Consider the following 25,169-nt stretch of genomic DNA (forward strand, 5'->3'; position numbering starts at 1 on the left):
ACACTTCCCCAGTGTCAGGTCTCCGGGATCGGACAGAGACCTCCTGGCATTCGCCGCCGCCGTATCCAGACCATCCGACCGACCACCAAGATCGAATGGCCCGCGTGGCCCGCATCGAACGAGCAGGATTTCGGAGGACCACATGGTGGACGGCGAGGATGACGCCGAAACGACCGACACTGATGGCTTCGGCCATGTTCCGGTACTGCTCGATCGCGCCGTAGAGCTGCTGGGGCCGGCGATCGAGGCAGCAGGGCCCGGCGGGGCAGGGGCGGTATACGTCGATGCAACTCTCGGTCTGGGTGGTCACTCCGCGCATTTCTTGCGCACCTTTCCCGGGCTGAGGCTGGTAGGGCTCGACCGGGATCCCGACGCCCTGGCTATTGCGCGCGGACGCTTGGCCGAGTTCTCCGGTCGCACCGACTTCGTCCACACCCGTTACGACGGTATTGCCGACGCGCTCGAAAGGGTGGGGCTCGACCGTGTCGGGTCGGTGCACGCAATCCTGTTCGATCTCGGCGTGTCGTCGATGCAGCTCGATGAGGCCGACCGCGGATTTGCCTATTCGAAGGATGCGCCGCTGGACATGCGGATGGATCCCACCACCGGGATCACGGCCGCCGACGTGCTCAATACCTATGGCCACGGTGATCTCGCCCGCATCCTCAGTACCTACGGCGAGGAGCGATTCGCCGGGAAGATCGCGTCCGAGATCCTGCGAGCGCGCGAGAAGTCGCCCTTCCGGAACAGTGGCGAGCTCGTCGAGTTGCTGTACCGGACGATTCCGGCCGCATCGCGCCGCACCGGCGGGCACCCCGCCAAGCGCACCTTCCAGGCCCTTCGGGTGGAGGTCAACGGCGAGCTCGACTCGTTGCGCAGCGCGATTCCGGCGGCACTCGATTCCCTCGCGATCGGGGGGCGAGTGGTGTTCATGTCCTACCAGTCCCTCGAAGACCGTGTCGTCAAGCAGGAGCTCGCACCGCGCTCGAAATCCCGCAGTCCTGAGGGTCTTCCGGTGGAGCTGCCCGGAATGGGTCCGGAACTTCGCATCCTCACACGGGGCGCCGAACGCGCGTCCGACGACGAGATCGACAAGAATCCACGCTCGGCGCCCGTCCGGCTGCGTGCCGCGGAACGAATCGCCAGGAGGTAGAAGATGACCCTGCAGGTGCCATCCCCGCCCCGACCTCGGCAGGCTCGATCGACGGCAGCGCAGCGTGCCTACCAGCGCCGCAATCAGCGGTCTGCACAGCTGGTCTCGCCGGCCGAAACTCGCGGGCGCACCACAGGTGCGCGCCGTGTCGCGACACGCATTCCGTTCGTCGCGAGCATCATCGCGCTGCTCGCGGTCGGGATGATGGTGACCCTGTTTCTGACGACACGGGCTGCAGAGGACTCCTACGAGCTCGGTGCTGCCCGCGCACACAACGAGAGTCTCCTTCAACAGCGAGCAGTGCTGCAGCGTGACGTGGAAGCGGGTCTGACAGCTCCGGTGCTCGCGCAGCATGCCGCCGAACTCGGCATGATCCCCTCTGGACAGGCAGCGAGGCTCGTTGTGGGTGAGGACGGCTCGGTGCGAGTCGTCGGTGAACCGGTGGCCGCGCAGGGTGCACCGCCGGTGCCGTTGAATGCTCCGGAGTCGCGGGGCGATGTGCAACCTCCGCTTGCAGGCAGCGCCGGGCGTGAGAATCCCCGTCCGTTGTCGCCGTCGGGCGAGCAGCATGCACCTCGGGACGCTGTGGAATCGCCTGAAGCAGTGGACCCGGAAAGCCGCGCCGCGGCGGCAGCAGAGGCGCCGCGCGCCTCCGAGCCGGCAGCGCAAACCCCTGTCGGAGAGCCCGCACCGGGCGCTCCCGCCGGTCCTGAGCCCGAGGCCACCGCGGGCGCGGGAAGCCGGGAGGGTGGCGCCGCGCCGCAGCCCGCGAATGTCACGGTTCTTCCCGACGAAGCGGAACAATCGATGCCTGTGAGTGAACTGCCGCAACCCGAGGCTTCCCGGACGGGTGAGCCGTCAGTATCGGAGGCCGGACAACGGTGAGGAACGGCGCCACCCCTCGCCGTGCGGCTCGGCCGCGCGGTAGTGCTCCCCGGCCTCGGCCCGCATCGAGAGGGGCGGGATGGCGACCGAGTCGCCGTCGCACCGACACCACGGCGTTCCAGTTCCGAAACAAGCTCGGTCTCTGGGCGATTTTTGCAATCCTCGGTCTCGCGGGTGCCCAACTGTTGTCGATCCAACTGTTCCAGGCGCCGACATTGTCTGCAGAGGCGGCAAGTCAGCGCACGACCCGACTCGTCGAACCCGCAACTCGCGGAACGATCAGCGACCGCAACGGTAATCCGCTCGCCTACACGATGGAAGCCAAAGCGATCACGTTCCAGCCTGTACGCGTCCGAAAGGAACTTAGCGAGGCCCGGGCCAAGGATCAGACCCAACCAGAGGTCGCCGAGTATCTCGAGGGAGTGGCCGACGCATTGCATGATGCTCTCGGCGCCGCAGCACCCAAGAAAGAGGTGCTCGAGAAACTCGAGAGCGACGAGACGTTCGTCTATCTCGCTCGCGGGGTGGATCCCGGTGTAGCGGCAGCCATCGTCGACGAATACAGCATGGTGGGGCTGGAGCGGCAAGACATCCGGCTGTATCCCGGCGGGTCGCTCGCGGCGAACATCGTGGGTGCTACCGGGTGGGACGGGTACGGACTGATCGGCCTCGAGGCCTCCATGGACTCGGTCCTCGCCGGTACCGACGGATCGTCCACCTACGACCGTGGTTCGGATGGTGTGGTTATTCCGGGAAGTTGGCGCGACCAGCACCCCGCTGTGGACGGTTCGTCCGTCGAACTCACGATCGACAACGACATCCAGTACCACGTGCAGCAGCAGGTGCAACGAGCGAAGGATCTGTCCGGTGCCGACAACGCGTCAGCGGTGGTGCTCGATGCGCACACCGGCGAGGTGCTCGCGATGTCCAACGACAGCACGTTCGACCCCTCCATCGGTGTCGCCAACAATCCGCCTTCGGCAGAGCAAGGCAATCCGGCGGTTGCCTCACCTTTCGAACCCGGATCAGTGAACAAGATCATCACCGCTGCCGCCGCGATCGAGGACGGACTCACGACACCCGACGAGGTCCTGCAGGTCCCAGGCAGCATCGATATGTCGGGTGTCACGGTCAAGGACGCTTGGGACCACGGCGTCGTCCCGTACACCACCACGGGAATCTTCGGGAAGTCCTCCAATGTGGGCACACTCATGCTCGCAGAACGCATCGGTGAAGACAGGTTCGCCGAGATGCTCGACCTGTTCGGCCTCGGTCAGCGCACCGAGGTGGGCCTCCCCGGTGAGTCCGCCGGATTGGTGCCCAGTCGAGAACAGTGGTCGGGTGGTACGTTCGCGAACCTTCCGATCGGGCAGGGTCTGTCGATGACACTGCTGCAGATGACCGGGATCTATCAGGCGATCGCCAACGACGGTGAGCGCATCCCGCCCCGCATCGTCGACGCGACGATCGGGCCCGACGGCACCCGCACCGAAACGGAATCGCCCGATCCGATCCGGGTGGTGAGTCCACAGACAGCAGCTACGGTGCGCGATATGTTCCGGTCGGTCGTCCAATCCGATACGGGAAATCAGCAGGGTACGGGGGCGCAGGCAGCGATCGAGGGATACCAGATCGCAGGTAAGACCGGTACCGCCCAGCAGATCGACCCCAACTGTGGGTGCTACTCGAATTCGGACTACTGGATCACCTTCGCGGGTATCGCGCCGTCGGACGATCCGAAGTACGTGATCGGGATCATGCTCGATGCGCCCACGCGCAGCTCGGACGGTACCGGCGGTCAGTCTGCCGCTCCGCTGTTCCGAGACATCGCCTCGTGGCTGCTGCAGCGCGCCGCAGTGCCATTGTCGCCGGAACCGGGTGGCAAGCTGATTCTCCAGGTCGATTGAATCCTGATGTTCATATCGTCGCCGGGAGCTCGGACGGGTGTCGGTGCAGCTTTGCGGTCTGGGTAACCTGACACGTCGGTAACGTGACACTGCGGTGTAGTCAGGCACCGATCGAGAGCAGCAGCGGGATGCCGCAAGAGAGGAACTTGTACCTGTGCCATCGAGTCCGGATCCGTCTCCCCTCGCGGAGGGCCGCCGACCCGAGAATCCGCCGATGACGTCCCTTCGGGATCTGGCCGCCACCATCGGCGCCGACCTCCTCGCGGTTGGATCCGATGCCGCCTCCGACGGTGCCGCTCAGACAGGCGCGGTCGTGACCGGGATCGACCTGAATGCGCAACGGATCCGACCGGGCGACCTCTTTGCCGCTCTGCCGGGTGCTCGTGCGCACGGGGCGGCCTTCGTCGGCGCCGCACTCGATCGCGGTGCCGTAGCCGTACTCACCGACGCGGCAGGGGTAGAGGCGATCGCGACGGCAGCCCGAGAGGCCGGCCCGGTGCAGGTGCTCGTGCATCCCGAGCCTCGCTCCGTGCTCGGCCTCGCATCGGCCACGGTCTACGGACACCCGTCCGAGCGGATGCAGGTCATCGGGATCACCGGAACGTCGGGCAAGACCACGACGGCGTACCTCGTCGAAGCGGGCCTCGGTGCCGCGGGGCGGGTCACCGGTCTCGTCGGCACCGTCGAAACGCGCATTGCAGGCCAGCGAGTACCGAGCGCACTGACCACCCCCGAAGCCCCGCAGCTTCACGCGTTGTTCGCAACCATGCTCGAACACGGTGTCGACACGGTAGTGATGGAAGTATCGAGCCACGCGCTTGCACTCGGTCGCGTTGCCGCTACCGATTTCGCGGTCGGTGGGTTCACGAACCTGTCGCAGGATCACCTCGACTTCCACAAGGACCTCGACGATTACTTTGCTGCAAAGGCACGCCTGTTCGCGCCCGAGTCGCCTGTTCGAGCACACCGCGCCGTCGTATGCGTCGATGACGACTGGGGCATGCGCATGGCCGAGATCGCGCGCTCTGCAAACAACGGTGATCCCGTCGGCGTACGGACGGTGTCGACCAGCGAGACCCGGGGTGCGGTTGCGGACTGGTCGGTGACCGACGCCGAATCAGATCCTGCAGGCACCCAGGAATTCGGATTGACCGATCCCGAGGGGCGGACCCATCGAGTGAGCGTGCGGTTGCCCGGGCGGTACAACGTCGCCAACGCGGCGCTCGCAGTTGCCCTCTGCTCTGCGGTCGGAGTCGATCCCGACGTGGCCGCTCGTGGAATCGCAAGCGTCGACGTCCCGGGCCGCGTCGAGCGAGTGGATTGCGGACAGAATTTTCTCGCGGTCGTCGATTACGCGCACAAACCGGCGGCGCTCGAAGCTGTCATCTCCACACTGCGGCGCAGTACGACGGGACGTATCGCCGTCGTTGTCGGCGCGGGTGGTGATCGTGACCGAGGAAAACGTCCGCTGATGGGTGCGGTAGCGGCCTCGGCCGAGCTGCTCGTCGTCACTGACGACAACCCCCGCACCGAGGATCCCGCATCGATTCGGGCCGCGGTCCTCGAGGGCGCCCGAGCACTCGAGCACGGGTCTCGCGGTGAGATCCGGGAGATCGGCGACCGGGCCGCCGCGATCGACGCAGCGGTCGCGTGGGCGCGTCCCGGCGACGTCGTGCTCGTCGCAGGCAAGGGCCACGAGCGGGGCCAGGAAATCGACGGAGTCAAGCATCCGTTCGACGATCGCGAGGTACTCGCGGAAGCGATCGAACGGCATCAGCGCAGCGGAGGCACGGAATGATCCCGATGACACTGGCTCGGATCGCGGAGGCAGTCGGGGGCACCCTGCACGACGTCGACGACCCGGCTGTCGAAGTCACCGGCACAGTCGAGTTCGATTCGCGACGGATTGCCGAGGGCGGCCTGTTCCTTGCGCTGCCCGGTGCCAAGACCGACGGCCACGATCATGCAGCGGCCGCGATCGACGCGGGCGCGGTCGCCGTCCTCGCGGCGCGCCCGGTCGGTGTGCCCGCCATCGTCGTCCCATTCATGCCCGCGGCCGAGACCAACGCCCTGGCCCTCGAGCACGACCCGGACGGATCCGGTGCTGCTGTCCTCACCGGCCTTGCGAAACTCGCCAGGACAGTCGTCGACGAACTCGTCGACGACGGACTGACCGTGATCGGAGTGACCGGGTCGTCCGGGAAGACCTCCACGAAAGATCTCATCGCAGCGGTACTCGCACCGCTCGGGCCCGTCGTGGCACCACCGGGTTCCTTCAACAACGAACTCGGTCACCCCTGGACTGCGCTGCGCGCCACCCGCGACACCCGCTTTCTCGTACTCGAGATGTCGGCGCGTGGACCAGGACACATCGCAGCCCTCGCGCAGATCGCCCCGCCGAGAATCGGTGCAGTCCTCAACGTCGGCACAGCCCACCTCGGTGAGTTCGGTTCGCGGGAGGTGATCGCGCAGACCAAGGGGGAACTCGTCGAAGCGCTCCCGGACGAAGCCGACGGTGGCGTCGCCATCCTCAACGCCGACGACACCCTCGTAGCACGTATGGCCGCGCGGACCCACGCGCGGGTGGTCACTGTCGGAAGCTCCGGTAGCGCCCAGGTCGCGGCCACCGACATCACCCTCGACGGCGACGCTCGACCCACCTTCACCCTCGCGATCACCGACCGCGTGACCGGAACCGAGCAGCGCCTGCCCGTCACACTTGCGGTACACGGGGAGCACCAGGTAGGAAACGCACTTACCGCGATCGCAATCGCGCTCGAATGTGGTGCCACACCGGAACAGGCCGGCGCCGCCCTTGCCGGAGCGGCCCCGGTCTCTGCCCATCGGATGGCCGTCACCACCCGCGCCGACGGCGTCACCGTCATCGACGACGCATACAACGCGAACCCGGACTCGATGCGAGCCGCGCTGAAGGCACTCGCAACAGTGGCCCGCAGCGGACCTGCCAGACGACGCACCTTCGCCGTCCTCGGCGAAATGGGAGAACTGGGCGACGAATCCGTCGTCGAACACGACGCGATCGGCCGGTTCGCGGTGCGCCTCGATATCTCCCGCATCATCGCGGTCGGTGCGACGAGACCGGTCCGGGGTCTGTTCCAGGGTGCCGTGATGGAAGGATCCTGGGGCGAGGAAGCAAGCCACGTGCTCGATGCCGACGCAGCAATCGAGCTGCTACGCGACGAGATCGGCCCAGGCGACATCGTATTGGTGAAAGCGTCGCAGTCGGTCGGCCTGTGGTCGATAGCTGAGGCCCTGCTCGGAGATGACAACGCTGTTCTGGAGACGGAGGCTGCACGGTGAGACAGATCCTATTCGCCGCGGGTATCGCACTCGCGGTGTCGATTCTGCTCACGCCGGTGTTGATCAAGGCGTTCTCCCGGCAAGGCTTCGGTCAGGAGATCCGGGTCGAGGGGCCGCAGAGTCATCAGGCGAAGCGCGGCACTCCCACCATGGGTGGTGTGGCAATCCTCGCGGGTCTGTGGGCAGGGTACTGGGGCTCGCACCTGATCGGCCTGGCATACGACGCAGAAGGGCCGTCGGCCTCAGGACTACTGGTACTCGGACTGACCACCGCACTGGGCGGTGTCGGGTTCCTCGACGACTTCATCAAGATCCGCAAACAGCGCAATCTGGGCCTGAACAAGACAGCAAAACTGGTCGGTCAGCTGATCGTCGCGGTGGCGTTCGGTATCCTGGCACTCCAGTTCCGTAATTCCGATGGCCTGTCCCCGGCGAGCACCGATCTGTCGTACGTGCGCGACATCGCGACGGTGTCGATGGGATCGATCGTCTTCATCCTGTTCGTCTACCTACTCGTGAGCGCCTGGTCGAACGCGGTGAACCTCACGGACGGCCTCGATGGCCTCGCCGCGGGGTCGATGGCACTCGTCCTCGGTTCATACGTGATCATCACCTTCTGGCAGTACCGGAACGCATGTGCGGTCGAACCGACGGCCGGCTGCTACGACGTGCGCGACCCGCTCGACCTGGCACTGCTGTGCGCAGCAGGTGGCGCCGCCTGCCTCGGGTTCCTGTGGTGGAACGCAGCTCCCGCGAAGATCTTCATGGGCGACACCGGTTCGCTCGCCCTCGGCGGCATGCTCGCGGGCCTGTCTGTGACCACCCGCACCGAACTCCTCATGGTCGTCATCGGCGCACTGTTCGTCGCCGAGGCAGCCTCGGTGGTCATCCAGGTGGCAGTGTTCAGATCCAGCAGACGCCGCGTCTTCCGGATGGCACCGTTCCATCACCATTTCGAACTCGGCGGATGGGCCGAAACCACGGTGATCATCAGATTCTGGTTGCTTGCCGGAATCGCCTCGGCCATGGGCCTCGCCCTGTTCTACAGCGAGTACCTCGCGGCGATCGGAGACTGACCTCGTGACGGATGAACTGCAGCGACTGCGAGGTGCGCGCGTTCTCGTCGCAGGCGCCGGAATCTCGGGCCGCGCCACCATCAGGCCACTGCTCGACCTCGGGGCTCGCGTGACCGTCACCGACCGCAATCCCGAGGCACTGGCACGCTCGGCCGAGCTCGGTGCAGAGACAGTCGAACTCGACACCCTGCTCGGCGCCGCCGCGCTCGACGATGCTGCGTCCATGCGCGACTACGCCCTCGTCGTGACCAGTCCCGGATTCCCGCCCGACGCGCCACTGCTTTCACGTGCGGCGGGCGCCGCTGTTCCGATCTGGGGCGACATCGAACTCTCGTGGCGGATCGACCAGGCCGAGCTCTACGGCCCCGCCCGGCGATGGCTCGTCGTAACCGGGACGAACGGCAAGACCACCACGACGATGATGCTGCACGCGATCCTCGAATCGGCAGGCATCTCCTCCGCGGCATGCGGCAACATCGGCCTGCCCGTACTGGACGCGCTGCGCCGCGACGACCGGCGGGCCGACGTCCTTGCTGTCGAACTGTCGTCGTTCCAACTCCACTGGGCCCCGTCTGTGCGACCAGCGGCCGGAGTCATCCTCAACATCGCCGAAGACCACCTCGACTGGCACGGCGGCATCGAGAACTACATCGACGCCAAGCTCGGCGCACTCACCGGCGCGGTGGGGATCCTCGGACTCGACGACCCGATCGCCGGTGGACTCCGCGAGCGGTCGCGGTCCGTCCTCACTGTCGGGTTCACCCTCGGATACCCGGACGCAGGCCAACTCGGCATCAGCGGAGACGTGCTCGTCGACCGAGCCTTCGCCGACTCCGCGGTCCTCGCGTCGGTGACCGACGTGACTCCGGCAGGCCCGGCCGGTCTGTCCGACGCGCTGGCGGCTGCAGCATTGGCGCGCGCGATCGACGTACCGGAAGCAGCTGTACACGACGGGCTACGCAGGCACCAGGTCGGTCCTCACCGTGCCGCACCGGTGGGCACCGTCGACGGCGTCGATTACATCGACGACTCGAAGGCCACCAATCCGCACGCGGCCCGAAGCTCCCTTCTCGCGCGCGACGCGGTTGTGTGGATAGCAGGCGGACTCCTCAAGGGCGCGCGCGTCGACGACCTGGTCGCCGACGTTGCCCCGCGGCTGACCGGGGCAGTTCTGCTCGGGCGGGACGCGGGCTCGATCGCAGATGCGCTGGCACGACACGCCCCCGGCATCCCCGTGGTCCTGGTCGACACGCGCGACGATGGGGAAATGAGCAGTCAGGACAGCGGGCTCGAGCCCGGCAGCGAACTCGGACAGGATGGTGGGGCCACACCGGAACCCCGTCGGGTGAGCGCACGCGGCGTCGACGGACCCGAAGCGATGCGCATCGCGGTTCGTGAGGCTGCCGCCCTCGCAGCACCGGGGGACGCCGTCCTGCTGGCGCCCGCGGCCGCGTCACTCGACATGTTCGTCGATTATGCCCAGCGTGGCCGCAGTTTCGCGGCAGCGGTCGACGAAATGCGCGGGGGCGGGACAGTCCGGTGACCTCGCCGAAGGGCAGCGCACCGTCACCGACCGCGCGCGGCCGGATCGGGCAGTGGATGGCGCGACCCCTCGCGTCGTTCCACCTCATCGTCACCATCGCCGTCCTGCTCATGGTGCTGGGGCTGGTGATGGTGCTGTCGTCGTCGAGTGTGGAAGCGGTAGCGGCCGAGGACTCGCCGTACCGAATGTTCACGTCGCAGATCGTGTTCGCCCTTGTCGGCTTCGTCGCGTTCTACGTCGCCTTGCAGATCCCTGTGCGCATGATGCGCCGGTTCGCCTTCCCTGCCTTCGCAATGTCGGTGGTGCTGCTCGTACTCGTACTGATACCCGGTATCGGAACCGAATCGCAGGGCACCCGGGGATGGTTCGTCGTCGGCGGCATATCCCTGCAACCGTCGGAGATCGCGAAGATCACGATCGCCTTGTGGGGCGCCCATTTGCTGGCTGCGAGGCGCGGAGAGAACTCCACCCTCAAAGAGATGATCGTGCCGCTCGTTCCCGCGGCACTGTTGGTGACCATCCTCATCGTCCTGCAGCCCGACCTCGGGACGACCGTCTCCCTCGTCATCGTTGTACTCGCCCTGCTGTGGTTCGCGGGGCTGCCCTTGAAGATCTTCGTCGGAATCGTCGGCACCGCCATCGCCAGTGCCGCCGTCCTTGCATTGACCGCCGGATACCGCTCCGCGCGCGTCCGAGCGTTCTTCAACCCCGGCGACGACCCCCAAGGCGCCGGGTACCAAGCGCGGCAGGCGCGCTTTTCGCTCGCCGACGGAGGAATCTGGGGTCGCGGCCTCGGTCAGAGCCGCGCCAAATGGAGCTACCTCCCGAACGCTCACAACGACTTCATCTTCGCGATCATCGGCGAAGAACTGGGCTTCATCGGCGGTCTCGCGGTCATCGGCCTGTTCGCGCTCTTCGCCTATGTGGGACTGCGTATCGCCATGCGTTCGGTCGATCCGTTCCTCCGCCTGTTCACCGCAACCGCCACCGTGTGGATCATCGGCCAGGCATTCATCAACATCGGCTACGTCGTGGGATTGCTGCCCGTGACCGGTCTGCAGCTTCCGCTCGTCTCGGCAGGTGGCACCTCCACCGCTACCACCCTGCTCATGTTCGGCCTGATCGCCAACGCCGCCAGACACGAACCGGAAGCGATCGCAGCCCTACACGCAGGCCAGGACGGACGACTGGCACGAATCATGAAGATCCGCAAACCTGAGGCCTACCGACCCGGACGTGGTGATGTACATGGTGGATCGCTCCGCGGAGCGAAGCCGCCGCGCCGCCGAGGCAACCCTCGCCCCGGCGGAACCGCGGTTGCGACGCGGGCGCGTCGCGCACCCGCCGCAGCGACGACCGGACGACGCTCGGCCGACAGCGCCCGCGCGCGTGACACCGGAGGCGCTCGCGCGCGTGGCGCCGAACGACAACGAACGAAGAACAGCCGCGCGACTTCGCAGCAACCACGAAAACGCAACGGCAATGGCAGGACCGGAGAGCGAGGAAATCGTCGGTGAGTGGGGACAAGCCAGGACTGTCCGTCGTGGTGGCAGGAGGCGGCACGGCAGGACATATCGAACCGGCGCTCGCGGTAGCGGACGCGATACGTGACCTGATGCCGGATGCCGTGGTGACCGCGCTCGGAACTTCACGTGGCCTGGAGACCACGCTGGTGCCGCGCCGCGGATATCCGCTCGAATTGATCCCGCCGGTACCGCTGCCGCGCAAGCCGACCCGCGACCTCTTCGCGCTCCCCGCGCGGGTGGTTTCATCCGTTCGCCGGACCCGCGAGGTACTCGACCGTGTCGAAGCGGACGTCGTCGTCGGATTCGGCGGTTACGTCGCACTGCCCGCGTATCTCGCGGCAAGCGGGGGAGCGTTGCGCCGCCGACGTCGTATTCCCGTTGTCGTGCACGAAGCCAACGCCAGCGCCGGAATCGCCAACAAGATCGGTGCTCTGCGCGCCTCCCGGGTACTCGCCGCCGTTCCGGGATCGGGTGTCAAGAGGAACAGCGAGGCCGACATCGTGGGGATCCCAGTACGATCCTCGATCACCGAACTCGACCGCGCGTCGCTGCGGGCCGATGCACGTCGCCACTTCGGTCTCCCTGACGACGTGCCGGTTTTGCTGGTGTTCGGCGGATCGCAGGGTGCTCGGTCCCTCAACGAGGCGGTGGTCGGTGCCGCGGCAAGCCTCGCCGAGGCCGGAGTCGCTGTTCTGCACGCGCACGGTCCGAAGAACACCGTCGACGTTCCGGCCCATCCGGGTCATGCAAAGGCCCCGTACGTGGCTGTCCCGTATCTGGAACGAATGGACCTTGCCTACTCGGCGGCGGACGCGGTGGTCTGCCGCTCCGGAGCAATGACCGTGGCGGAAGTCTCCGCTGTCGGACTACCGGCCGTGTACGTTCCCTTACCGCACGGTAACGGCGAACAAGAGCTCAACGCTCGGCCGGTCGTGGCAGTAGGTGGTGGAATGATCGTGGCAGACGCCGAGCTCACGTCGGCGTTCATGGCCGATACGGTCACGCCGTTGCTGGGTGACCCCGGCCGGCTCGCCGAGATGGGACGAAACGCGGCGGCTGCGGGACATCGCAGTGCCGCAGCCGAAGTGGCCCGTATCGTGCTCGAAGTCGCCGACGTGGAACCGAACAGGAGTCGAGAATGAGCGCGCAGCTGCCCGCGGAGCTTCAGCGGGTGCACATGGTGGGGATCGGCGGTGCGGGCATGTCGGGCATTGCCCGAATCCTGCTCGCTCGTGGTGGGGAGGTGTCGGGATCGGATGCCAAGGAGAGCCGGGGAGTCCTCGCACTGCGCGCGCGAGGAGCGCAGGTACGGATCGGTCATCATGCGGACGCACTCGACCTGATCGACGGCGGGCCGACCGCGGTCGTCACGACGCACGCCGCGATTCCGAAGGACAATCCCGAACTTGTGGCCGCCCGCGAGCGCGGCATACCCGTTCTTCTTCGCCCCGCGGTGCTCGCTGCCCTGATGCACGAGTACCGCACATACTTGGTCTCCGGCACGCACGGCAAGACCTCCACCACCTCGATGCTGGTGGTGACTCTCCAACATTGCGGGTTCGACCCGTCCTTCGCAGTCGGCGGTGAACTCAACGAATCCGGGACCAATGCGCACCATGGCAGTGGCGACGTATTCGTCGCAGAAGCCGACGAGAGTGACGGCTCACTGCTCCGATACGATCCGAACGTCGTCATCGTGACGAACGTCGAACCGGATCACCTCGACTTCTTCGGCACCCCTGAGGCGTACACCGAGGTGTTCGACGATTTCGTTGCCAGGATTGCCCCGGGTGGCCTGCTCATCGTCTGTCTCGACGATGCAGGATCCGCGGCACTCGCTGAGCGCGTGGTCGCACTCGGTCGTACCGATCTCCGGATCTCCGGATACGGCACGGCCGAGGTCATCGGGACTTCCGCGGCCGTCCGAGGTGTCCCGGTCGGGGTGCGATTGCTCGCGTGGGAGCCGAAGGACATCGGCGGTGTCGCCGAGTTCCATCTCGCCGACGAAGACACTCCGCGCACGGTCCGTCTGTCGGTACCGGGCAGGCACATGGCCCTCAACGCGCTTGCGGCCCTTCTCGCAGCACTCGAGGCAGGCGCGTCCGTGGACGAGGCGATCGAAGGACTCGCAGGCTTCGGCGGTGTCCACCGGAGGTTCCAGTTCAGCGGGCGTGAACAAGGTGTGCGGGTCTTCGACGACTATGCGCACCATCCCACGGAGGTGCGCGCCGTGCTCGCAGCAGCTGCGGAACTCGTGGCGGGCGAGCCGTTGCGCTACACGGAGTCGGGAACCGAGCGTCCTCGAGTGATCGTCGTGTTCCAGCCGCACCTGTATTCACGCACCGAAACCTTCGCGACGGAGTTCGGCGCTGCTCTCGACCTGGCCGACGAAGTGGTGGTTCTCGACGTCTACGGAGCGCGCGAAGAACCGATTCCCGGGGTGAGCGGGGCGCTGGTCGCCCAAGCGGTGTCGAAACCGGTGCTCTACCAACCGGACCTGTCTCTCGTACCGCGCCAGGTGGCTCGGTTGAGCCGCCCCGGCGACATCGTCATCACCATGGGTGCGGGAGACGTCACGATGCTCGGACGCCAGATCCTCGACGCCCTGCACAGTAAACCGGGACGTTTCCGGTCGGCGGGCCTCGGAACGGAGTCGAGCGGTTCGTGACACCCGATTCCACGAAGACCACCGAACGTAGAGCGCCGCGGAGCAAGCGTGCCGGTCGCCGTGCCAGGATGTCCACGCGGGACGAGGCCCTCGGAGCGAACAACTCGGCACGGCGTCCCTCTGGCCGTTCCGTGCGTCTGCGCACGGTGCTCATCGGCGGAGTCGTGGTGGTCGCCCTGCTCGCAGCGATTGTGGTGGCGTGGACCTCGCCGTTGCTGTCGGTGCGCTCGGTGGAAGTGACCGGCAACGACATCATCACCCGCGAAGAAGTGCTTGCGAGCCTCGATGTCGCCGACGGCACGCCGCTGCTGCAGGTCGATACCGCTGAAGCCGCGCAACGTGTCGCCTCGGCGCTTCCCCGCGCCGCGTCGGTCAGGGTGCAGCGGTCGTACCCGTCGACGGTGCGGGTGACCATCGTCGAGCGTGTCGCCGTGGTCTACTTCGACGGACCGGACGGCACACACTCCGTCGATGCGGAAGGCGTGGACTTTGCGGTCGAGCCGCCTCCGCTGATGACCCCCCGGCTCGTCACAGCATCTCCGGGTACCGGTGACCCCGCGACAGCTGCGGCGGTAGAGATCATCGGACTACTGCCGCCGGAACTCGCCGTGCAGGTAAAGGAGGTCGCGGCAGGTTCGGACTCGGATATATCCCTCATCCTGGCGGACGGTCGAGTGGTCGTGTGGGGCGGGGTGGAGCGTTCGGATCGCAAGGCCGCCGTGATCCTGCCCCTGCTGACCCAGCCAGGGCAGCAGTTCGATGTTGCCAGTCCGGACCTTCCGACGGTCCGGTGAGGAGGTCGGTGTGAAATTGGTGGCGTGTCGTCGGCGAGTCTGCTGGCGGATTCGGGCTGCTGTGCCATAGCGTTTCGCAGCAGTCGGGTACTTGACATAACCTTCAAGCTATGGTTGAGGGTTTGACAGGTACCTAGGAAGATCGATCGAAGTGTGAACCCGAAATCCCAGGAAGGCGAGAGCCCATGACGCCCCCGCACAACTACCTCGCCGTAATAAAGGTCGTCGGTATCGGCGGTGGCGGCGTGAACGCGGTCAACCGCATGATCGAGCAGGGACTTAAGGGAGTCGAGTTCATCGCGGTCAACACCGATGCACAAGCACTCCTGATGTCCGACGCCGACGTCAAGCTCGACGTCGGACGTGAGTTGACTCGCGGCCTGGGCGCAGGCGCAGACCCCGAAGTGGGTCGTAAGGCTGCCGAAGACCACAAGGACGAGATCGAAGAGGTGCTCAAGGGCGCCGATATGGTCTTCGTCACCGCCGGCGAGGGCGGTGGCACCGGCACCGGTGGCGCGCCCGTTGTGGCGAGCATCGCGCGCAAACTCGGCGCACTGACGGTCGGTGTCGTCACCCGCCCCTTCTCCTTCGAAGGCAAGCGGCGTGGCGGTCAGGCAGACACAGGCATTCAGACGCTGCGCGAATCGTGCGACACCCTCATCGTGATCCCCAACGACCGGTTGCTCCAGCTCGGCGACGCAGCGGTCAGCCTCATGGACGCTTTCCGGTCCGCCGACGAGGTCCTCCTCAACGGTGTTCAGGGCATCACCGACCTCATCACCACCCCGGGCCTGATCAACGTCGACTTCGCCGATGTCAAGGGCGTGATGTCCGGAGCGGGCAGTGCACTCATGGGCATCGGTTCGTCGCGGGGCGAAGGGCGTGCGATCAAGGCCGCGGAAGCTGCGATCAACTCGCCGCTCCTCGAAGCCTCGATGGAGGGTGCGCGAGGCGTGCTGCTGTCGATCGCAGGCGGCTCCGACCTCGGATTGTTCGAGATCAACGAGGCAGCCTCGCTGGTGCAGGAAGCTGCGCACATCGACGCGAACATCATCTTCGGCACCGTCATCGACGACTCACTCGGCGACGAGGTGCGTGTCACGGTGATCGCGGCGGGCTTCGACGGCGGCACTCCGACTCGACGTCCCGTCGAGGCAGGCCCCGGCCAGCAGCAGGGACAGCAGTCGCAGCAGAACCCGCAGCAGAATGCGCGACCGGGCGCCATCGGCGCCGGTCGAGCAGGCGAGCTGGGCCGTCCCGATCGTGACGGTACCGACGAAGCGCCGGCCCGTGAGCCTGTGCCGGCGTCGAGTGGCCTTCCCCCAGCCGGTAGCAGCAGCGCTGCGCGGGCGGTCGAAGTCGACGACGACGGCGATGACGACGTGGACGTGCCTATTTTCATGCGGCGTTGACAGCGCCTCACTCGGGAGTGCGTGCCCGCCGGGTCGTGACCACACGGACCGGCGGGGTCTCGGCTCCCCCCTACGACTCCTTCAACCTCGGTGACCACGTGGGGGACGATCCCGCAGCTGTCGCAGCCAACCGGCAGCGCCTGGCCGAAGTCATCGGATTGCCACCCGAACGATTCGTGTGGATGGAGCAGATTCACAGCCGCAACGTCACCGTGGTGGACGGCCCTGTCACTGAGCGCGTAGCCGCGACAGACGCTCTCGTCACCACCGCGACCGGGCTCGCACTTGTTGCCCTCAGCGCCGATTGTGTGTCGGTGTTGCTGTCCGATGAGGAAGCCGGTGTCGTGGCCGCGGCACACGCGGGGCGTGTCGGCGCACGTATCGGCATCATCCCGCGGGTCCTCGAAGCGATGGTCGAACTCGGTGCACGCGCGGACCGGATCGGGGCATTTCTCGGTCCTGCCGCGAGTGGACGCCGGTACGAAGTACCTCCTGCGATGCGTGATGATGTGGAGGCGCATCTACCCGGTAGTGCAACACGCACAGTCGCCGGCACGGCCGGGCTGGATCTCCGCGCGGGCCTGCGCAGGCAACTGATCGAACACGGCGTTGCGGCCGTAGCCGAAGATCCGCGGTGCACAATCGAGGACCCGACCCTGTTCAGCCACCGCCGAGGTGCGCCGACCGGCAGGTTGGCCTCCATCATCTGGCTCGAGGACACTTCGCAATGAGTGATACAGCGCGGCAGGGCCGGCGTGACGAACTCGCCCGCGGGCTCGACTCGGTTCGACGTCGGTTGGACGACGCGGCCCGTGCCAGCGGACGCGACCCCTCCGAGGTCGGCTTGTTGACCGTCACCAAGTACTTTCCGGCGTCGGACGTGGTTCTGTTGCACGAGTTGGGATGCCGCACTTTCGGGGAGTCCCGTGAGCAGGAGGCGCACGCCAAGATCCAGCAGTTCCGGGAAGAGGTACCTGACCCGGCGGTGCAATGGCACATGATCGGCCGGCTGCAGCGGAACAAAGCCCGTGCTGTTGCGCGCTGGGCGCACACGGTGCATTCGGTCGACAGCATTCGACTGGCGGGGGCTCTCGCGGCGGGGGTCGCGGCAGCCCTGGACGCCGGTGAACGATCCGCGCCGTTGCGCGTGCTGCTGCAGGTGAGTCTGGACAGTGACCCGCAACGTGGTGGTGTCCCCGCCGACGGCCTCGATGCTCTCGCCGATGCGGTGGTTGCTGCCGACGGCCTCGAGTTGGCGGGGCTGATGGGAGTGCCTCCGCTCGGCGCTGATGCCGACGCTTCGTTCGAGGCACTCGCGCAGCTGGGGGTGAGGTTGCGGCAGCGATACCCCGAAGCGCGTGAACTGTCTGCGGGGATGTCGGGTGATCTCGAACACGCCGTACGCCACGGTTCGACATGCGTGCGTGTCGGAACGGGAGTGTTGGGTGCGAGACCGTTAGCCTGAATCTCAACCGCCGCGCGAGGGAAAGGCGATCGATGAGCACGCTCCACAAGTTCAAGGCCTACTTCGGAATGGTCCCGCTCGAGGATTACGAGGACGACTACCTCGACGAGCCGGCGAGCCCACGTCGTGAGCGCGACTACGGTGAACAGCCGTACGGCGCGTACGCGGCGCCGCGCCGCGACGAATACCCCGCTCCGCGTCGCGACGAGGTCGAGCGTGATTTTCCCCAAGACGACTTCGATCGGTACGACCCCCCGCCGCGCAGTGCCCGCGTCGAGCCGATCACTGCCCGCGCCCCGCGTCCGGCGGCGGCACCGGTGCGCTCTCCGGCACGGTCTACGATGGCCGCGGAGTCGCGACTCGAGCGGACCGAGGCACGGCGCGGCGCGCTGTTCGATGAAGGAGGTCCGTTGTCGAAGATCACGACGCTGCGTCCACGCGATTACGGCGAGGCGCGCACGATCGGTGAGCGGTTCCGTGATGGAACCCCGGTGATCATGGATCTCGTCGAAATGAGCAACGCCGACGCGAAACGGTTGGTCGACTTCGCGGCCGGGCTGGCGTTTGCGTTGCGCGGCTCCTTCGACAAAGTTGCGACGAAGGTCTTTCTACTTTCGCCCGCCGATATCGACGTGTCGGCGGAAGAGCGCCGCCGAATCGCCGAGACCGGCTTTTACAGTCAGCAGTAACCCACGCGGTGCCGGTTCTCGGCACCGCACGCGTCTCCCTCGAACGCATATCGAAACGCCCGGCGTGATGCAGATAACTGCAGGCCGGGCGTTTCGGTTTGGAAGGGTTCGGGTTCGTCGGGCAGAGTGGGCGGGTGGCCGTATTCGATGTGCTGTACTTCCTGCTGTTCATCTTCTGGCTTCTGCTGATCGGACGAATCATTGTCGAGTTCATCAGAACCTTCGCGCGGGATTGGAAGCCGGCGGGATTCGTCGTGGTGATCCTGGAAGCGATATTCACGGTCACCGACCCGCCGGTGAAGCTGCTCAGGCGTCTTATACCCCCGCTCAATCTGGGCGGGATCCGGCTCGATCTATCCATCATGGTCTTGCTGTTCATCGTGTACTTCCTGATGGCGTTCATCCCTCGGAGCGGGGGAATCTGATGCGCCGTCGTGGTGCCGTCGCAGGGCGTTCGCGCGCTCCGATGTGCCAGAATGAAAGGCAATATACAGTGGGTTCTGATACGCGTGACGCACTGTTTGAACTACGGAACGCCTGCTTGACCGCTTATTTGACGCGTGAAGGGATCCTTCCATGCCGCTGACACCAGCTGATGTGCACAATGTCGCGTTCAGCAAGCCTCCGATCGGGAAGCGCGGATACAACGAGGACGAGGTCGATGCTTTTCTCGATCTCGTCGAGCAGGAGTTGACGGCCCTGATCGAGGAGAACGCAGACCTGCGCCAGCGCGTCGCGGAGCTCGATCAGGAGCTTGCCGAGGCGAAGAAGGCACCGCGCTCTGCCGCACCGGCCGTTTCGCAGGCAAAGGCGGAACCGGCGCGTGTGGTCGAGGCCCCCAAGCCGGATCCCACCCCGCCACCTGCACCGGCGCCCACGCCCGCTCCGGTCGCAGCGGCTGCGCCGGCCAGCGGCGATGCGAGCATGCAGGCCGCGAAGGTGCTCGGGCTCGCGCAAGAGATGGCAGATCGTCTCACCGGCGACGCGAAGTCGGAGGCCGAGGAGCTGGTGCGCAATGCTCGCACGAACTCCGAGCAGCTCGTCTCGGATGCGCGTACGCGCAGCGAGGCGATGATTGCCGATGCTCGCCAGAAGTCCGACGCGATGCTCTCCGACGCGCGCACGCGATCCGAAACGCAGCTCCGTCAGGCCAAGGAGAAGGCCGATGGTCTTCAGGCCGATGCAGAGAAGAAGCACACCGAGATCATGGCGACGATCAACCAGCAGCGTTCCGTTCTCGAGGACCGGATCGAACGTCTCAAGACGTTCGAGCGTGAGTACCGCGTGCGCCTGAAGTCGTACCTCGAATCGCAGCTCGAAGAGCTCGAGCAGCGCGGTTCCGCGGTGCCGGTGGACAGCGGTGCGGATGCTTTCAACCAGGCCAACTCGTCGTCGTTCGGTTCGTCGTCCTTCGCCAAGGGCAACAGCTGAGCGAGGGCCCCGGGCCTGTTCCCCACCTCGGTTGAGGAGGTGTCGTGCTCGTCGTGACGTTGGTTCTCGCCGCGATCGGATTCGGTCTTCTCGTCATCGCCTTGATGACCGGATCCATCGCGTGGGCCTGGGGCTGCATCGCGGTGTGTGTCGTGGGCGCGGTGCTCTTGCTCGGCAGTTCCCTCACGTCGCGGGAAACCCCGACTCGCGGGGAGGTCGCCAGGCAGCGTGCCACACCGAGTGCGCGCCGCACTCGAGGCGATGACCAGCAGGATTCACGAGAATGACGGGCACTGCCTACAATGGCTCCACAGGTACTGTGCGGTAGAGGTCAGTACCCGTGTTGCTGGTTCCCGCGGGTGCGGGATGGTGTCGATCCGGCTATCACCGGGGAGCCTTCGGAAGAACGGCACCGCGCGAATGCACATGTATTCGCGAGGCGCTCAGTAGAACCGAACGGGTAGGGCCCGTGACAGCCCAATGAAGTGGCACATCGCGGATACTTCCGCGATGTGCAAGCGGGGTGGTACCGCGGTGACCGCGCAGAATGCGCCGTGATCGTCCCCGTGCCGAGAATGTGAGGCACGGAGGAGTTACGCGGTGACCGAGAACGTCAATTCCACTGCACCGACCGGCGGGTATCCGAAGGTCGACTACGGCGTCGCCAGGGACACCGGCGTCGACTTCCCCGACCTCGAGGAACGGGTCCTCGCGCGCTGGGCCGAGGACGACACCTTCAAGGCATCCATCGCCAATCGCGACGGTGCCGAGGAATTCGTCTTCTACGACGGCCCGCCTTTCGCGAATGGACTCCCGCACTACGGACATCTGCTCACGGGTTACGTCAAGGACGTCGTTCCGCGCTTCCAGACGATGCTCGGCAAGAAGGTCGACCGGCGATTCGGATGGGACACCCACGGGTTGCCGGCCGAGCTGGAGGCCGAGAAGCAACTCGGTATCAAGGACAAGTCCGAGATCGACACGATGGGCCTGGCCGAGTTCAACGCGTACTGCAAGCAGTCGGTGCTGCGTTACACGGGCGAGTGGCGCGACTATGTCACCAGGCAGGCCCGCTGGGTGGACTTCGACAACGACTACAAGACGCTCGACCTGGACTTCATGGAGTCGGTCATGTGGGCGTTCAAATCGTTGTACGACAAGGGGCTGATCTACCAGGGTTTCCGTGTGCTGCCGTACAGCTGGTACGAGCAGACACCGCTGTCGAACCAGGAGACCCGGCTCGACGATGCGTACAAGATGAGGCAGGATCCGGCGGTCACCGTCGACATGGTGCTGCGCGCACCGGGCACCGAGCTGGACGGTGCCAATGCCCTGATCTGGACCACGACGCCGTGGACATTGCCGTCGAACCTGGCGGTCGCGGTTCACCCCGAGATCACCTACGTCTCGGTTCGTGCGGGCGAGGGCGTCGATGCGAAGACATACCTGCTGGCGAAGGATCGACTGGGCCACTACGCGCGCGAGCTGGGCGACGAACCCGAGGTGCTGGCCGAATACGCCGGAAGTGACCTCGTGGGCCTCGCGTACGAGCCTCCGTTCGACTTCTTCGTCGGCCGGGAGAACGCCCACCAGGTGATCGCCGCGGATTATGTGACCACCGAGTCCGGCACCGGAATCGTCCATCTCGCACCGGCGTTCGGTGAGGAGGACATGGAGTACTGCCAGCGCAACGGTATCGAACTGGTACAGCCGCTCGACCCGGGTGGCAAGTTCACCTCGATGGTGCCGCCCTACGAGGGCCTGCAGGTCTTCGACGCGAACCCGGTCATCATCAAGGATCTCAAGGCCGCCGGAAAACTGTTGCGGCACGAGACGATCGAGCACTCCTACCCGCACTCGTGGCGCTCGGGTCAACCGTTGATCTACATGGCCGTGCCGTCGTGGTTCGTGGCCGTCACCCGCTTCCGCGATCGCATGGTCGAGCTGAATCAGGAGATCACGTGGGTCCCCGAACACATCCGCGACGGTCAGTTCGGTAAATGGCTCGAAGGTGCCCGCGACTGGAACATCAGCCGCAACCGCTACTGGGGTAGCCCCATCCCCGCGTGGGTCTCCGACGATCCCGAGTACCCCCGGATCGACGTCTACGGTTCGCTCGACGAGCTCGAGCGCGACTTCGGTGTGCGCCCGGACGATCTGCACCGCCCGATGATCGACCAGCTCACGCGACCCAACCCGGACGATCCGAGCGGGAAGTCGACGATGCGTCGCGTGCCGGAAGTTCTCGACTGCTGGTTCGAGTCGGGTTCGATGCCGTTCGCGCAGGTGCACTACCCGTTCGAGAACCAGGACTGGTTCGACTCGCATTACCCCGGCGATTTCATCGTCGAGTACAACGGGCAGACCCGCGGCTGGTTCTACACGCTGCATGTCCTCGCGACCGCGTTGTTCGATCGTCCGGCGTTCAAATGTGTTGCTGCACACGGTATCGTCCTCGGAGAGGACGGGCTCAAGATGAGCAAGTCGAAGGGCAACTATCCGGACGTCAACGAGGTGTTCGCGCGCGACGGCTCGGACGCCATGCGCTGGTTCCTCATGTCGTCGCCGATCCTGCGCGGCGGCAACCTCGTCGTCACCGAACAGGGGATCCGCGAGGGGGTGCGGCAGGCACTGCTGCCGCTGTGGAACGCGTGGAGCTTCCTGCAGTTGTACGCACCGAAGTCCGGCACGTGGCGCACCGACTCCACCCATGTGCTCGATCGGTACATCCTGGCGAAACTCGCCGAGACCCGCGAGGCCGTGACCGAGGCACTCGAGGTGATCGACATCGCGGGCGCGTGCGACGAGGTGCGGACCTTCTGCGACGCACTGACCAACTGGTACGTGCGGCGGTCGCGGTCACGGTTCTGGGACGAGGACGCCGATGCGATCGACACACTGCATACGGTGCTCGAAGTGGTCACCAGGCTCGCGGCGCCGCTGTTGCCGCTGGCGACCGAGGTGATCTGGCGTGGCCTGACCGGTGGACGCTCCGTACATCTGGCCGACTGGCCTGCTGTGGATGAGCTCCCAGCCGATCCCGAGCTCGTATCGGCGATGGACGACGTGCGAGCGGTGTGCTCGACGGTGCTGTCGCTGCGCAAGGCCCAGCAGCTTCGGGTGCGGCTGCCGCTGCCGCAGGTCACCGTCGCCAGTGCCGTTGCGGCAGCGTTGGAGCCGTTCGTCGATCTGATCAAGGACGAGGTCAACGTCAAGGACGTCGTCCTCACCGACGACGTCGAATCGCATGGCAGGTTCGAGGTCGTCGTCAACGCCCGCGCGGCAGGTCCGAGACTCGGCAAGGACGTCCAGCGAGTGATCAAGGCCGTCAAATCCGGAGACTGGAGCGAGAACGCCGACGGCACTGTCACCGCAGCGGGCATCACGCTGCTGCCGGAGGAGTTCACCACACGGCTCGTGGCCGCCGAACCCGAGTCGACCGCAGCATTGCCCGGCGGTGCCGGACTTGTGGTGCTCGACGCCGCGGTCACCGAGGAACTCGAGGCCGAGGGGTGGGCGAAGGACCGCATCCGCGAACTGCAGGATGCGCGACGCAACCTCGGACTGGACATCTCGGATCGTATCTCCGTGCAGTTCGAGGTCTCTGCGGACCGCGCCGAGTGGGCGGCCCGCCACCGTGATCTGATCGCCGGTGAGATCCTCGCAACGACGTTCGAGCTGGTCGCAGCAGAGACCGATCCGATCGAACTCGGAGAAGGTGTGCGCGTGTCCATCGTCAAGGCGTAGCAGCGCGCGCTTTCGCTCGCCGGTGCGGCGACCGTGCCTCAGCATCCCGCTCGCGCGTTCGAACGCCCGGCAACGAGCGTGTTGGCGTAGCCCTCTAACCTGGGGAGATGACCACCGCCGCGAACCGGCGCTGGGTCCTCCACGTGGACCTCGACGCCTTCTTCGCGTCCGCCGAGCAGCTCACCCGGCCGACTCTTCGGGGTCGGCCGGTACTGGTCGGTGGTCTCGGGGCGCGCGGGGTGGTAGCGGGCGCGAGTTACGAAGCGCGCCAATTCGGTGCGCGTTCGGCGATGCCGATGAGTCGCGCACGCAGGCTCGTCGGGGCGGGCGTAGTGGTGCTGCCGCCCCGGGGGGTCGTGTATCGGGAGCTGAGCACCGCGGTGTTCGACACGCTCCGTTCCCGAGTGCCTGTGCTCGAGACGCTCTCGCTCGACGAGGCGTTCGCCGAACCCGCGGAATTGGCCGGTGCCTCCGCCGAGGAAGCCGACCGCTTCTGTACGGAACTGCGGGCAGAGGTGCTGCAGAAGACCGGTCTCGTCGCGTCCATCGGTGCGGGGTCGGGGAAACAGATCGCGAAGATCGGGTCCGGGCTCGCCAAACCGGACGGACTGCTCGTTGTGCGCCCGGAGAAAGAACTCGCGTTGCTGCACGGCCTTCCTGTGCGCAGTCTGTGGGGTATCGGGCCGGTCGCAGAGGAACGGCTACGCAAGCTGGGGATCGACACCATCGGCCACCTTGCGGCACTTCCTGTCACCGAGGTCGCGTCCATTCTCGGTACAACGATCGGCCCTGGCCTGCACAGGCTGGCAAACGGTCTCGACGACCGGCCCGTGGTCGAACGCGCCGAGGCGAAACAGGTCAGTGCCGAAACCACCTATGCGACAGACATCGTCGCGTTGCCGTACCTGCGGCGCGCGGTGACCACCAGTGCGACCGCTGCGCACGAGCGGCTACGCAAGGACGGGCGCGCCGCGCGGACCGTCGTCCTCAAACTGCGTAAGTCCGACATGTCGATTCTCACCAGGTCGACGACGTTGCCCTATCCCACGGAAGACGTGCAGGTACTCACAGCCGCGGCGCAACGTCTCGCTCTCGACCCACTCGAGATCGGGCCGATCAGGCTTGTCGGCGTCGGGTTCGCCGGGCTGTCTGCAATTGCGCAGGATTCACTCTTTCCGGAACTCGATGCGCTCGAATCGGAACCGTCGCGAGCCGACCCGGTCGGCGACGGTGTGTCCGAGCCGGCGCAGGCGCCGGACCGGCGATGGAGGCCCGGAGCCGACGTCCGGCATCCGGACTTCGGACACGGCTGGGTACAAGGGTCGGGCCACGGTGTCGTCACGATTCGGTTCGAGACGAGGTCCACCGGCCCGGGACCTGCACGGACGTTGGACGAGGCAGATCCGTTGCTGGACCACGCCGATCCACTCTCGAGCCTGCAGTGATACGTGTTCCAGCTGCCCTCATGGATCTCTCGATACCGCCGGGTACTCTTGCGGACGACCCGCCTGTCGCGGTGGACGCATCCGTCGCTGGATGACCGAGCACGAAG

General features: G+C 66.2%; 20 protein-coding genes. All 20 read left to right on the plus strand.

Annotated features, from left to right (window positions below):
• The first annotated feature begins 142 nt into the window (after positions 1 to 142).
• The 20 genes from rsmH (at position 143) to HCA61_RS02895 (ending at position 25,062) form a co-directional block, all read left to right on the plus strand.
• Positions 143 to 1,153 (plus strand): 16S rRNA (cytosine(1402)-N(4))-methyltransferase RsmH, encoded by a 1,011-nt coding sequence (rsmH, locus tag HCA61_RS02800; RefSeq protein ID WP_169686411.1) that lies wholly within the window; start codon positions 143 to 145, stop codon positions 1,151 to 1,153.
• Between the two features lie 3 nt (positions 1,154 to 1,156).
• On the plus strand, positions 1,157 to 2,038 hold the full coding sequence (locus HCA61_RS02805; RefSeq protein WP_169686412.1) for a hypothetical protein: 882 nt from the start codon (positions 1,157 to 1,159) through the stop codon (positions 2,036 to 2,038).
• Positions 2,035 to 3,945, plus strand: a complete 1,911-nt coding sequence (locus HCA61_RS02810) for a penicillin-binding protein 2 (protein ID WP_169686413.1) — start codon at positions 2,035 to 2,037, stop codon at positions 3,943 to 3,945. The genes HCA61_RS02805 and HCA61_RS02810 overlap by 4 nt, the downstream gene beginning before the upstream one ends.
• Before the next feature lie 214 nt (positions 3,946 to 4,159).
• A complete protein-coding gene (locus HCA61_RS02815; protein ID WP_169686414.1) occupies positions 4,160 to 5,743 on the plus strand; it encodes a UDP-N-acetylmuramoyl-L-alanyl-D-glutamate--2,6-diaminopimelate ligase in 1,584 nt (527 codons plus the stop codon).
• Positions 5,740 to 7,266 (plus strand): UDP-N-acetylmuramoyl-tripeptide--D-alanyl-D-alanine ligase, encoded by a 1,527-nt coding sequence (gene murF, locus HCA61_RS02820; RefSeq protein WP_169686415.1) that lies wholly within the window; start codon positions 5,740 to 5,742, stop codon positions 7,264 to 7,266. The genes HCA61_RS02815 and murF overlap by 4 nt, the downstream gene beginning before the upstream one ends.
• Positions 7,263 to 8,342: a phospho-N-acetylmuramoyl-pentapeptide-transferase gene (gene mraY / locus HCA61_RS02825; RefSeq protein ID WP_169686417.1), complete on the plus strand. Its 1,080-nt coding sequence runs from the start codon at positions 7,263 to 7,265 to the stop codon at positions 8,340 to 8,342. Before murF ends, mraY begins: the two co-directional genes overlap by 4 nt.
• Positions 8,343 to 8,346: 4 nt before the next feature.
• Positions 8,347 to 9,885 (plus strand): UDP-N-acetylmuramoyl-L-alanine--D-glutamate ligase, encoded by a 1,539-nt coding sequence (gene murD / locus HCA61_RS02830; RefSeq protein ID WP_169686419.1) that lies wholly within the window; start codon positions 8,347 to 8,349, stop codon positions 9,883 to 9,885.
• Positions 9,886 to 9,941: 56 nt separating this feature from the next.
• Positions 9,942 to 11,402 (plus strand): putative lipid II flippase FtsW, encoded by a 1,461-nt coding sequence (ftsW, locus tag HCA61_RS02835; RefSeq protein WP_169686856.1) that lies wholly within the window; start codon positions 9,942 to 9,944, stop codon positions 11,400 to 11,402.
• Complete coding sequence (gene murG, locus HCA61_RS02840) at positions 11,399 to 12,553, plus strand: undecaprenyldiphospho-muramoylpentapeptide beta-N-acetylglucosaminyltransferase (RefSeq protein WP_169686421.1); 1,155 nt, start codon at positions 11,399 to 11,401, stop codon at positions 12,551 to 12,553. The genes ftsW and murG overlap by 4 nt, the downstream gene beginning before the upstream one ends.
• Entirely contained in the window at positions 12,550 to 14,079 is a 1,530-nt protein-coding gene (gene murC, locus HCA61_RS02845) for a UDP-N-acetylmuramate--L-alanine ligase (RefSeq protein ID WP_169686423.1), read from the plus strand. Before murG ends, murC begins: the two co-directional genes overlap by 4 nt.
• A 131-nt stretch (positions 14,080 to 14,210) precedes the next feature.
• Positions 14,211 to 14,873 carry an FtsQ-type POTRA domain-containing protein gene (locus tag HCA61_RS02850; RefSeq protein ID WP_247274534.1) on the plus strand — a complete coding sequence of 221 codons (663 nt, stop codon included), beginning with the start codon at positions 14,211 to 14,213 and terminating at the stop codon, positions 14,871 to 14,873.
• A 185-nt stretch (positions 14,874 to 15,058) separates the two neighbouring features.
• Positions 15,059 to 16,285 carry a cell division protein FtsZ gene (ftsZ, locus tag HCA61_RS02855; RefSeq protein ID WP_169686425.1) on the plus strand — a complete coding sequence of 409 codons (1,227 nt, stop codon included), beginning with the start codon at positions 15,059 to 15,061 and terminating at the stop codon, positions 16,283 to 16,285.
• A complete protein-coding gene (pgeF, locus tag HCA61_RS02860; RefSeq protein ID WP_169686428.1) occupies positions 16,282 to 17,016 on the plus strand; it encodes a peptidoglycan editing factor PgeF in 735 nt (244 codons plus the stop codon). The genes ftsZ and pgeF overlap by 4 nt, the downstream gene beginning before the upstream one ends.
• On the plus strand, positions 17,013 to 17,750 hold the full coding sequence (locus tag HCA61_RS02865) for a YggS family pyridoxal phosphate-dependent enzyme (protein ID WP_169686430.1): 738 nt from the start codon (positions 17,013 to 17,015) through the stop codon (positions 17,748 to 17,750). The genes pgeF and HCA61_RS02865 overlap by 4 nt, the downstream gene beginning before the upstream one ends.
• Positions 17,751 to 17,782: 32 nt before the next feature.
• Positions 17,783 to 18,439 (plus strand): cell division protein SepF, encoded by a 657-nt coding sequence (locus HCA61_RS02870; RefSeq protein ID WP_169686433.1) that lies wholly within the window; start codon positions 17,783 to 17,785, stop codon positions 18,437 to 18,439.
• Between the two features lie 134 nt (positions 18,440 to 18,573).
• A complete protein-coding gene (locus tag HCA61_RS02875) occupies positions 18,574 to 18,864 on the plus strand; it encodes a YggT family protein (RefSeq protein ID WP_169686435.1) in 291 nt (96 codons plus the stop codon).
• Positions 18,865 to 19,015: 151 nt separating this feature from the next.
• Positions 19,016 to 19,870 carry a DivIVA domain-containing protein gene (locus tag HCA61_RS02880; protein WP_169686437.1) on the plus strand — a complete coding sequence of 285 codons (855 nt, stop codon included), beginning with the start codon at positions 19,016 to 19,018 and terminating at the stop codon, positions 19,868 to 19,870.
• Between the two features lie 44 nt (positions 19,871 to 19,914).
• Positions 19,915 to 20,157 (plus strand): hypothetical protein, encoded by a 243-nt coding sequence (locus HCA61_RS02885; RefSeq protein ID WP_169685500.1) that lies wholly within the window; start codon positions 19,915 to 19,917, stop codon positions 20,155 to 20,157.
• Positions 20,158 to 20,470: 313 nt separating this feature from the next.
• A complete protein-coding gene (ileS, locus tag HCA61_RS02890; protein ID WP_169686439.1) occupies positions 20,471 to 23,617 on the plus strand; it encodes an isoleucine--tRNA ligase in 3,147 nt (1,048 codons plus the stop codon).
• A gap of 107 nt (positions 23,618 to 23,724) precedes the next feature.
• A complete protein-coding gene (locus HCA61_RS02895; RefSeq protein ID WP_169686442.1) occupies positions 23,725 to 25,062 on the plus strand; it encodes a DNA polymerase IV in 1,338 nt (445 codons plus the stop codon).
• Positions 25,063 to 25,169: the final 107 nt, after the last annotated feature.

The sequence above is a fragment of the Rhodococcus sp. HNM0563 genome, assembly GCF_012726195.1.
Taxonomy (GTDB): domain Bacteria; phylum Actinomycetota; class Actinomycetes; order Mycobacteriales; family Mycobacteriaceae; genus Rhodococcus.

Bases quoted from the DNA above. Each gene is read 5' to 3' on its own strand.
- rsmH (WP_169686411.1), top strand. From the start codon at position 143: ATGGTGGACGGCGAGGATGACGCCGAAACGACCGACACTGATGGCTTC.
- HCA61_RS02805 (WP_169686412.1), top strand. From the start codon at position 1,157: ATGACCCTGCAGGTGCCATCCCCGCCCCGACCTCGGCAGGCTCGATCG.
- HCA61_RS02815 (WP_169686414.1), top strand. From the start codon at position 4,160: ATGACGTCCCTTCGGGATCTGGCCGCCACCATCGGCGCCGACCTCCTC.
- murF (WP_169686415.1), top strand. From the start codon at position 5,740: ATGATCCCGATGACACTGGCTCGGATCGCGGAGGCAGTCGGGGGCACC.
- ftsW (WP_169686856.1), top strand. From the start codon at position 9,942: ATGGCGCGACCCCTCGCGTCGTTCCACCTCATCGTCACCATCGCCGTC.
- murC (WP_169686423.1), top strand. From the start codon at position 12,550: ATGAGCGCGCAGCTGCCCGCGGAGCTTCAGCGGGTGCACATGGTGGGG.
- ftsZ (WP_169686425.1), top strand. From the start codon at position 15,059: ATGACGCCCCCGCACAACTACCTCGCCGTAATAAAGGTCGTCGGTATC.
- HCA61_RS02865 (WP_169686430.1), top strand. From the start codon at position 17,013: ATGAGTGATACAGCGCGGCAGGGCCGGCGTGACGAACTCGCCCGCGGG.
- HCA61_RS02870 (WP_169686433.1), top strand. From the start codon at position 17,783: ATGAGCACGCTCCACAAGTTCAAGGCCTACTTCGGAATGGTCCCGCTC.
- HCA61_RS02880 (WP_169686437.1), top strand. From the start codon at position 19,016: ATGCCGCTGACACCAGCTGATGTGCACAATGTCGCGTTCAGCAAGCCT.
- HCA61_RS02895 (WP_169686442.1), top strand. From the start codon at position 23,725: ATGACCACCGCCGCGAACCGGCGCTGGGTCCTCCACGTGGACCTCGAC.